This is a genomic window from Micromonospora sp. NPDC000207, assembly GCF_040300925.1.
Taxonomy (GTDB): domain Bacteria; phylum Actinomycetota; class Actinomycetes; order Mycobacteriales; family Micromonosporaceae; genus Micromonospora.
Window position 1 is genome coordinate 1 of the sequence record NZ_JBEPEQ010000160.1, and the last position, 9908, is coordinate 9908.

At 72.2% G+C, this 9908-nt stretch carries 10 protein-coding genes; 1 reads left to right on the forward strand and 9 read right to left on the reverse strand.

Translation table 11 applies throughout. From position 1 onward, the window contains the following. Positions 1–208: 208 nt before the first annotated feature. The 7 genes from ABT336_RS25475 to ABT336_RS25505 form a co-directional block, all read right to left on the reverse strand. Entirely contained in the window at positions 209–1147 is a 939-nt protein-coding gene (locus ABT336_RS25475; protein ID WP_350899820.1) for a copper transporter, read from the reverse strand. Positions 1148–1173: 26 nt separating this feature from the next. Continuing rightward, the gene (gene steA, locus ABT336_RS25480) at positions 1174–2352 is read right to left on the reverse strand and encodes a putative cytokinetic ring protein SteA (protein WP_350899822.1); all 1179 of its coding nucleotides are present in this window, start codon (positions 2350–2352) and stop codon (positions 1174–1176) included. A gap of 117 nt (positions 2353–2469) precedes the next feature. Continuing rightward, positions 2470–4227: a DNA repair protein RecN gene (gene recN / locus ABT336_RS25485; RefSeq protein ID WP_350899824.1), complete on the reverse strand. Its 1758-nt coding sequence runs from the start codon at positions 4225–4227 to the stop codon at positions 2470–2472. 179 nt (positions 4228–4406) lie between these two features. Next, positions 4407–5309 (reverse strand): NAD kinase, encoded by a 903-nt coding sequence (locus ABT336_RS25490; protein ID WP_350899826.1) that lies wholly within the window; start codon positions 5307–5309, stop codon positions 4407–4409. Next, positions 5306–6163, reverse strand: coding sequence for a TlyA family RNA methyltransferase (locus ABT336_RS25495; RefSeq protein ID WP_350899828.1), 858 nt, complete (start codon positions 6161–6163; stop codon positions 5306–5308). Before ABT336_RS25495 ends, ABT336_RS25490 begins: the two co-directional genes overlap by 4 nt. 16 nt (positions 6164–6179) lie before the next feature. Then, positions 6180–6455 (reverse strand): hypothetical protein, encoded by a 276-nt coding sequence (locus ABT336_RS25500; RefSeq protein WP_350899830.1) that lies wholly within the window; start codon positions 6453–6455, stop codon positions 6180–6182. Next, positions 6452–7048 (reverse strand): phasin family protein, encoded by a 597-nt coding sequence (locus ABT336_RS25505; RefSeq protein ID WP_350899832.1) that lies wholly within the window; start codon positions 7046–7048, stop codon positions 6452–6454. Before ABT336_RS25505 ends, ABT336_RS25500 begins: the two co-directional genes overlap by 4 nt. A gap of 113 nt (positions 7049–7161) precedes the next feature. Between ABT336_RS25505 and ABT336_RS25510 the strand changes: the two genes are divergently transcribed. Continuing rightward, positions 7162–7500, forward strand: a complete 339-nt coding sequence (locus ABT336_RS25510; RefSeq protein ID WP_350899834.1) for an alkyl sulfatase C-terminal domain-containing protein — start codon at positions 7162–7164, stop codon at positions 7498–7500. Positions 7501–7556: 56 nt separating this feature from the next. On the opposite strand, the gene ABT336_RS25515 is transcribed toward ABT336_RS25510, so the two are convergent. Both ABT336_RS25515 and ABT336_RS25520 read right to left on the reverse strand, forming a co-directional pair. Then, positions 7557–8591, reverse strand: a complete 1035-nt coding sequence (locus tag ABT336_RS25515; protein WP_350899836.1) for an HAD-IIA family hydrolase — start codon at positions 8589–8591, stop codon at positions 7557–7559. After that, positions 8588–9544: a tetratricopeptide repeat protein gene (locus tag ABT336_RS25520; protein WP_350899838.1), complete on the reverse strand. Its 957-nt coding sequence runs from the start codon at positions 9542–9544 to the stop codon at positions 8588–8590. Before ABT336_RS25520 ends, ABT336_RS25515 begins: the two co-directional genes overlap by 4 nt. Between the last annotated feature and the right edge of the window lie 364 nt (positions 9545–9908).

The following is a 9908-nucleotide window of genomic DNA, read 5'->3' on the forward strand; positions in this document are numbered from 1 at the left end:
CAGCGCCGGACCGGCGGCCAGGGTGACGGTACGGCCCCGGAAGTTGGTCCGCTCCAGGTCCGGGCCGACCGGCGCGGTCCGGACCTCACGCAGCAGGTACCGCGCGGCGGCTGCACCGGCACCGGCGACCAGCAACCGTCCCAACAGGCTCACGGGGTCACTCCCGTCACGAGAGGATGGTTTCCGGACAGGCCGTCACGTGGTTCGCTCACTGGGGCAGTTTAGGCATCCGTTCGGCGGCGTTGTCGCCCACGCCGTACTGACCGGCCTTCTTCTCGGTCAACTGCTGCACCATCGCCAGGACCGTCACCAGTTGCCCCTGGATGGTGTTGGCGTTGTCCACCGTCGACATGGACTGGGACAACACCGGGTCGGCCCGGACGATCGCCACCAGGTTCCCCCCGGCCGACCCGTTGCCGGCCACCACCGTCGCCCCGGTCCGGTCGAACTGTTCGGCGATCTTCACCACCGACTCGTCCTTCTTGCCGAAGTCCTTGTCCACGTACGGCTGCCCGCTGACCACCACGACCGCCTCCGCCGGACCGGCCACCCGTTCCTCGCTGGCGGCGTACCCGGCGTTGACGTACGAGGCGAGCACCGCCCGCCGGTCGGCCTCGGTCACCGGGGTACCGCCCTCGGGCCGGTCGAGCAGGACGCTGGCCAGCAACGCGCTGGAGGTCTCCACACCGTGCCCGTTGCCGGGCAGACCGGTGGCCGGGGCGGTGGGCCGGGCGGCGACGGTCGCCAACTCCATCAGGTTGCTGTTGTTCTCCGGGTCGATGAACTTGTCCTGCAGGTCGACCCGGCCGGTGATGTTCGCCCCGGCGGTGGTGAGCATCTGCATCACGCCCTCCGTGTGGTCCCGCCCCGAGGGCAGGCCCAACACCAGCACCCGACGGTCGGTGAGCCGGCCCGGCAGGAAGACCTGCGCCATGTCGGCGGCGAACTCCTCCTCCTGTTCCAGCTCCTTCTGCATGTTCTGCACCGACTGCCGCATCTGCTGGTTGTCCTTGCTCAGCGCGTTGACCCGCTCCTTGATCGAGTCGACCACCGGGCCGTTGAGGGCGGCCGTACCCACCACCAGCCCGATCGCCAGCGCCAGGAAGACCGCGGTCAGGGACACCACGTGGTACCGAAAGTTGATCACGCTTGCAGCCTCTATCGGTTCGGGATCTAGAAGAGCTGGCCCAGCTGGAACACGAAATTGTCCCACCATTCGGAGACCACGCCCAAATATGCCTTGCCGACGGTGGAGACCGTCACCGCGGAGGCCATCGCGGCCACCGCCGAGAGCACCAGCAACAGCAGCGACGACCCGGAGATGCTCTGCCGGTACAACCGGCTCACCCCCTTGGCGTCGACGAGCTTCCCACCGACCTTGAGCCGGGTCAGGAACGTCGACGCCATGCCGCCGCGCCCCTTGTCGAGGAACTCCACCAGGGTGGCGTGGGTGCCGACCGCGACCAGCAGCGACGCCCCCTTCTCGTCGGCCAGCAGCATCGCCAGGTCCTCACTGGTCGCCGCCGCCGGGAACGTGATGGCCGACACACCGAGGCTGTTCACCCGGGCCAGACCCGGAGCACGACCGTCCGGGTACGCGTGCACGACCACCTCGGCACCGCACCGCAGGACGTCGTCGGTGACCGAGTCCATGTCCCCGATGATCATGTCGGGGGTGTAACCCGCCTCCACCAGCGCGTCCGCACCACCGTCGACCCCGATCAACACCGGCTTGAACTCCCGGATGTACGGGCGCAGCACGTCCAGGTCGGCCTTGTAGTCGTACCCCCGGACCACGATCAGACAGTGCCGACCGGACATCTCCGTCTGGATGTCCGGAACGCCCACCCCGTCCAACAGCAGGTCACGTTCCTGCCGCAGGTAGTCCATCGTGTTGGCGGCGAACGCCTCCAACTGCACCGACAGACCCTCCCGGGCGTCCGCCATCGCCTTGGCGACCGTCTCGGCGTCCTGGAGACTGCCGTGCGCGACCGGCTCGTCACCCACGAAGACCGTGTTGCCCTCGATCCGGACGACGTCACCCTCACGGATCCGCTCGAACACCCCCTCACCGAGGTCGTCGAGGAGCGGGATGCCCGCCGAGACGAGCACCTCCGGACCGAGGTTCGGGTAGCGACCGGAGACCGACGGCTTGGCGTTGAGGACCGCCGCGACACCGACCGCCACCAGCGAATCGGCGGCGACCCGGTCGACGTCCACGTGGTCGATGACCGCGATGTCACCGGGCCGGAGCCGCCCGACCAGCCGTTTCGTCCGCCGGTCGAGACGCGCGGTGCCGAGGACCCGGCCCGGTTCCACGTTCCGGGCGCGGCGCAAGGTGGGAAGACGCATCCTGACCATCCTGGCATGTGAGGAAGGCAATTCCGTCGCGACATGCCTGAGCAGGGTCGCCTACCCAGGGAAGCACACCGGGGCCGCGCCCGGTGCGCCCGCACCCACAAAACCGGCTCAGAAGCGCCGTTCCCGGGCCGCCACGGCCAACAACTCCTCCGCGTGAGCGATACCCAGATCCGAGTCGGGCAAACCGGCCAACATCCGGGACAACTCCCGGGCCCGAGCCGTGTCCTCCACCACCCGCACCCCGCTCGTGGTCACCGCACCCCCGGTGTCCTTGGCCACCACCAGGTGCCGGTCCGCGAACGCCGCCACCTGCGGCAGATGCGTCACCACCAACACCTGATGACTACGGGCCAACCGGGCCAACCGGCGGCCGATCTCCACCGCGGCCTGGCCACCGACCCCCGCGTCGACCTCGTCGAAGACCAACGTCGGCGGCCCACCCGACCCGGCGAACACCACCTCGATGGCGAGCATCACCCGGGACAACTCCCCACCCGAGGCCCCCCGCTGCAACGGCAACGCCGGCGCCCCCGGATGGGCCAACAACCGCAACTCCACCTCGTCGGCACCATCCGGACCGACACCCACCTCGGCACCGTTCACCGACAGGGACGGCTCACTGCGCCCCGCCGCCCGGGGCAGCACCGCCACCTCGATCCGGGCATGCGGCATCGCCAACCCGGCCAACTCGACGGTGACCTGATCGGCGAAACGCCCCGCCGCCTCCCCACGCGACGTCGACACCCGACCCGCCAACTCCGCCACCTCACCGGCCAGCCGCGACGCCTCCCGGTCCAACTCGTCGAGGAACTCGTCGGAGGTGTCCAACTCGGACAACCGGGTCCGGGCCCGCTCGGCCCACGCCACCACCCCGTCCACGTCGTCGGCGTACTTACGGGTCAACGCCCGCAACGCCGCCCGCCGCTCGTACACCACCTGCAACCGGGCCGGATCCGCATCCAGCGCCGCCAGATACGTCGACAGCTCCGCTGCCACGTCCCCGACCAGGGTCGCCGCCTCCTCCAACCGGGACGCCAACTCACCCAACGCCGGATCGGTGCCGGCCTGCGCCTCCAGGGTGCGACGAGCCGTACCGAGCAGCGCTGTGACGTCCGGAACCTCGTCGGTGGGCTCCCCCGTACCCGCGACACACTGCTGGGCCACCTGCGCGGCGGTCCGCAGCCCCTCGGCGTGCTCCAGCCGCTGCGCCTCCACCTTCAACTCGGCGTCCTCGCCCGGCTGCGGGTCGACCCGGGTGATCTCGTCGAGCCCCAGCCGCAGCAGGTCGGCCTCCTGATGCCGGGCCCGCGCGTTGCTGCGCCGGTCGGCCAGGTCGTCCACCACCCGCCGCCACCCCGCGTACGTCTCCCGCAACGCCTCCAACAGCTTCTCGTGCTCCGGACCGGCGAACCGGTCCAGCGCCGCCCGCTGCTCGGCCGGACGCAGCAGACGAAGCTGGTCGGACTGGCCGTGCACGGCCACCACCTGCTCGCCCACCTCGCCGAGCATCGCCACCGGCATGCTCCGCCCACCCAGATAGGCCCGGGAACGCCCCTCGACGGTGACCGTACGGCTCAACAGCAGCGAACCGTCGTCGTCGGGTTCACCACCGGCGTCGACGGTACGGGCGTGCACCGTCTCCGCCGTCCGGCCGCTCAACCGCAGCCGCCCCTCCACGACCGCCCGGCCGGGTTGGGCGCGGACCCGTCCGGCGTCGGCCCGCCCGCCGAAGAGCAGGCCGAGGCCGGTCACCACCATGGTCTTACCAGCGCCCGTCTCGCCGGTGATGACGTTCATCCCGTCGGCCAGCGGCAGCGTGGTGTCCTCGATGACGCCCAGTCCGGTGATGCGTAGCTCTTCCAGCACAGCACCCGACAGTAGACGCGCGCCCCGACAGTTGACCAGCCGACGCGGCCCACCGTCGCGCCGCCGACGGTCCCGACCCCGGACACGCCGACGCGAGACGCCGCACGTCGGGCGGTCGACCGGCCCGGACACGCCCACATGCCGCGACTCGCGACGAACATGAATCTCCGGCTGTCAGGTCACCGACGGTTGCCGCGCCACCCGTGCACCGGTAGATCGAACTTGGCCACCAACCGGTCGGTGAACGGCCGGTCCTGCAACCGGACGATCCGCACCGGCAGCGCACCCCGCCGGACCGTCACCCGCGCCCCCGGCGGCAGGTCGTAGACCCGACGCCCGTCGCAGCAGAGCACCGCCAACGTGGTGAACGGATCCACGGTGATCGAGAAGGTCGACCCGGGGGCGGTCACCAACGGCCGGCTGAACAGGGCGTGCGCGCTGATGGGCACCAGCAGCAACGCCTCCACCTCCGGCCAGACCACCGGGCCCCCGCCGGAGAACGCGTACGCGGTGGAACCTGTCGGCGTGGCGCACACCACCCCGTCGCAGCCGTACCGCGACAACGGCCGACCGTCCACGTCGACGAGCAACTCCAGCATCTGGGCCCGTTCGCCCTTCTCGACGCTGATCTCGTTGAGCGCCCACGACTCGATCGTCGGACCACCCTCGAACTCGGCGGTCACGTCCAACGTGAGCCGCTCGTTCACGGCGTAGTTGCGGTCCACCACGTCCCGCACGGCGACGTCCAGGTCGTCGATCTCCGCCTCGGCGAGGAAACCCACCTTGCCCAGGTTGATCCCGAGCAGCGGCACCTTCGCCGGCCGGGCCAACTCCGCCGCCCGCAGGAAGGTCCCGTCACCACCCAACGCGAACACGATCTCCGCGCCCTCGGCCGCCTCCAGCCCGGCCATCGGCACCACACCGGGCAGATCCAGGTCGTCGGCCTCCTCGGCGACCACCCGGACCTCGAAACCGGCGGCGATCAGATCCGCCGCGACGGCCCGCGCGTGTTCGGTGCTGCGTCGACGACCGGTGTGGGTCACCAGCAACGCGGTCCGATCCGCCGACCCCCTCGCGTTCACCCCGCAACCTCCTCGGCAGTCGCATCCAGGTCGCCGGACCGTACCGGACCGTCCGGCCCGGCCGCCACCACCGCCCGGACCCGCTCCGGATCCGCCGACGGCGCCCCCCGGCGCAGCCACACGAAGAACTCCACGTTCCCGCTGGGCCCCGGCAGCGGGCTCGCCGCCACGTCCGCCAACCCCAGACCCAGGTCGGCCGCACCGGCCGCCACGTCGAGGACCGCCTCGGCCCGCAACGCCGGATCCCGGACCACCCCACCGGCCCCCACCCCCTCCCGACCCACCTCGAACTGAGGCTTCACCATCAGGGCCAGATCACCGTCCGGATCGGTGCACCCGGCCAGGGCCGGCAGGACCAGACGCAAGGAGATGAACGACAGGTCCGCCACGACCAGGCCCACCGGACCACCGATCGACTCCGGGGTCAGGGTCCGCACGTTGGTCCGTTCCTGCACCCGTACCCGGTCGTCGGTCCGCAACGACCAGGCGAGCTGCCCGTACCCGACGTCCACGGCGACCACCTCCGCCGCCCCCGCACGCAACAGGACGTCGGTGAAGCCGCCCGTCGACGCCCCCGCGTCCAGGCATCGCCGACCCGTCACCGACAGCCCCTGCGGACCGAACGCCGCCAGCGCCCCGGCCAGCTTGTGACCGCCCCGGGAGACGTACTCGGTGCTCGGGTCGTCCCCGGTGACCAGCACCGGATCGGCCGGGTCGACCATGGCCGCGACCTTGCGGGCCGGCGCCCCACGCACCAGGACCCGACCGTCCTGCACCAACACGGCGGCCTGCTCCCGAGAGCGGGCCAGCCCTCGACGGACGAGTTCGGCGTCCAACCGGTTACGACGTGCCACGGTGTTCTGGTTCTCCTCAGGCCCGGTCGATGGTGGCGAGGGTCTCGCTCAACGTCTGGTAGGCCGCCTCGTACTGGGCGATCTGGTCGGCCGGGGAGAGCGTCGCCGCGTTGGCCATCGCCTGCACGGCGGCGTCCACCGCCGGATGCCCGGCCTCCCCGTCGTACCCCCGGGTCCCGCCCGGTGGCGGCCCCGGACGCGGAAATACCCCCGGTCGCGGCACGCCCTGCGGTGCCGGAGCCGACGGCAGGCCGGGGCGAGGCCCCGGACGCGGTACGTCCCCCGGTGTCACGCCGTCGCCTCGTCGGCCGACCCACCGGTGGCCGGCGGCTCGTCCCCGGGGGATCGCCTCACGACTGCCTTCTTCGCCACGGCCTTCTTCGCCACCGCCTTCGTGGCGGGCTGCCGCGCGACTGCCTTCTTCGCCACGGGCTGCCGCGCCACCGCCTTCTTCGCCACGGCGGCCTGCCCGGTCACCGCCGCACCCGGTGCACGCGCGTCCTGCGGCCCCTCGGCGACCGGCTCCACCGCCGGGCCACCGACCCGCGCACCGGTCGCCGACGTCGCGGGTGCGGCACCGCCGAGACGGGCCTGACGCAGCTGTCCTTCGAGATCCCGCACCCGCCGGTTGAGCTCGGCGACCTCCTCGGCGGTGGCCAGACCGACCAGCCCGAGAGCCCGGTCCACCTCGAACCGGACCAGCTTGGTCAGCGCCTCCCGGTTCGACGCACCCGTGGAGACCAACTCCTCGGCGAGCGACTGCAGCTGGGTCGCCGTCGCCCCGCCCGAGCCCACCACCCGTCGTACGGTGTCCTGAGCCTTCTTCCGGGGCGCTTCGGTCAGGCCCATGGCCAGCTCGAGGTAGGCGCGCCACGCGTCCTGCATACCTGAGTCCTTCCGAGGATGGGTGTGCAGGTGTCCACGCTACCGGGCCGCCCACGAGCCCCCGTGCGGTACGGTGCCGGAAACGGTGTGGCGTGCGGTGTGAGGAGGCGACGGTGGCCAGCGTGGACGAGTGTCGGCAGGCGTTGGAGGAACTCGCCGCCCGGTTGGACCGCAACGCCGCCACGGTGCGGGACCGGATCGACCTGGACCGGACCCTGGTCTGCCGGATCACCGACCTGGACACCGCCTTCCACGGCCGGTTGACCGGCGGACGGCTGGTCGGACTGACCGAGGGCGACGACCCGAAGGCGAAGATCGCCCTCAGCAGCACCGGTGACGACCTGCTCGCCCTGGTCCGTGGTGAACTTGAGATCACCAAGGCCCTCGCCGCACGCCGAGTGTCGATCAAGGCGAACCCGTTCGACCTGATGAAGCTCCGCAAACTGCTCTGAGCAGGGCTCCCCTGCCCGGTGCGGTGGCCGCCGTCGTCGTCGACGGCGGCCACCGATCACACAGTCAGCCCCAACTCAGCGAACGCCTGCGTCGCCGCCGGAGACCCGGCACGGAACACGGGAAGCCCCGTCGTGGACCAGGCTGCGGCGCAGAGCACCGCCAACGCGTCCAACGCCCTACCGGAGCCGACGAGTTCCCAGCCGTCGCCCCCGACGGACACCGACCAGCCGCCACCGGTCGGAAGAGTTCCGTCAGCGCCCGGGGTCACCCGGACCACCGCCGCCGGGTCGAAGAGCCCGGCCAGGTCGAACGCCACGTACGTGGGTCGGCGCTCGGGACCGCAGGAGAGCAGCTCCGCCACGTCGCTGACCCCGGTCAGGACGAGCAGACTGTCGAGGCCCGCCCGGCAGGCGCCCTCGATGTCGGTGTCCAGGCGGTCGCCGACCACGAGGGCACGCCCCGAACCGGCCCGGCGCGACGCCGTGGTGAACAACGCCGGTTCCGGCTTGCCCACCACCAGGTCGGGGTCCCGCCCCAACGCGGTACCCACCGCCGCGACCAGCGAGCCGTTGCCAGGCAGCGGGCCCCGCCCACTGGGCAACGTCCGGTCGGTGTTCGTGGCGATCCAGGTGGCCCCGGACCGGACCGCGATCGTGGCCTCGGCCAGATCGGTCCAGCCGACCTGCGAACCGCCACCCTGAACCACAGCGACCGGGGCGTCGTCGGCACGCCCGACCGGGTTCAGCCCCACCGCCCGGACCTCGGCGCGCAGCGCGTCGGCACCGACGACCAGAACCGCGGAACCGGCCGGGAACCGCTCCCCGAGCAGCTGCGCCGCAGCGGCAGCCGAGGTGAGCACCTCCTCCGTGCGGGCGGAGACGCCCATTCCGTTGAGCATCTCCGCCACCTCGCTGGAGCGCCGCGAAGCGTTGTTCGTGGCGTACGCGATCTCCCGCCCCTCGGCCCGCAGCCGACCGACCGCCTCGACGGCACCCGGAATGGGCCTGTCGATCAGGTAGATGACCCCGTCGAGGTCGAAGACGACCAGCCGGTAGTCGTCGGCCAGCGGCCCGCCGGAGAGGTCACTCACCGCTGGTCCGCCGCCGGGTCGACCCGCCCCTCGGCCGGGGCCGGACCGGTCGCCGTCGTCCCCGACTCGTCGGTGCGGTCGGCCGGGTCCGAACCGGAGTCCGGGCCGTCCTCGTCGGCCGGCACCCGGTCGACGTCCGCAGAGTCCTCGACACGCGGCTCGGAGTCCCCGTCCCGGTCCACCGCAGCGGCAGGATCCACCGACACGTCGCTGTCACCGGTCTCGTCCTCGGCGGCGGTGCCGGCCACCTCGCCGTCCGCCTCCTCACCGTCCCGGTCGGCCCGGTCGTCCCGGTCGGACTCCGCGTCGGGACCGGCGACGTCCTCGTCGTCGGCCTCCTCGTCGCCCTCGATCAGCACGCCGTCGAGCTCCAGCAGCCGCTCGGCAGCGTCCGTCTCACCGTCGACGTCGACCTCGGCCGCTCGGGAGAACCACTCCCGGGCCTCCTCCCGCCGGTCGACGGAGAGCAGCGCGTCGGCGTACGCGTACCGCAGCCGCGCCGTCCACGGCTCGGTGGCCTCGGCGGTCAACTCGCGAACCTGCAGCATCGCCACGGCCGCGTCCTTCTGCCCCAGATCCCCCCGAGCCCCGGCGGCCACGATCAGCAGCTCGGTCGCCACGGACCGGTCCAGCTTCTCCTGGTCGGCACCCCGGAACAGGTCGATGGCCCGCTCCGGACGGCCGAGCGCCCGCTCGCTGTCGGCGATCACCGCGAGATGGCTCTGCTCGCCGGTCATCCGGTGGTAGGTGCGCAGCTCGGCGATGGCGGTCTGCCACTCACCGGCGTGGTACGCGGCCAGCCCGACCGCTTCCCGAACGGCCGAGATGCGGGAGGCCAGACGACGGGCAGCCAGTGCGTGAGCCAGCGCCCCCTCCGGGTCCTCGTCGATCAGGGCGCCGGTCGCCACCAGGTGCCGGGCGACGCTCTCCGCCACCGGCTTGGCCAACGACAGCAGCTCGGCCCGGACCGCCTGGTCGAGGTCGGACGCGACGATCTCGTCGGGCAGTTCCGGTGCCGACGTACCTCCGGCACGGTCTTCCTGGCCGCCCTCGCGGCGACGGTCGCCGGAGTCGGACCGGTCGTCCCGTCGCGGCCTGTCGCGGTAGCTGTCCCGCCCGTCGGACGACCTGTCGAAGCGTCCCCGACCGGAGTCGCCCCGCTGTCCGCCGTCCCGGTCACCCCGGTAGCCGCCCTCACGACGGTCGCCGCCACGGTTGCCACCGTCGCCACGGTCGTCGCGGCGGAAACCGCCCTCACGGCGGTCGCCGCCGAAGCCACCCTCGCGGCGGAAGCCGCCCTCACGACGGTCACCACCG

Excerpts from the sequence above, each read along its gene's own strand:
- steA (WP_350899822.1), bottom strand. The coding sequence starts at position 2,352 with ATGCGTCTTCCCACCTTGCGCCGCGCCCGGAACGTGGAACCGGGCCGG.
- ABT336_RS25505 (WP_350899832.1), bottom strand. The coding sequence starts at position 7,048 with ATGCAGGACGCGTGGCGCGCCTACCTCGAGCTGGCCATGGGCCTGACC.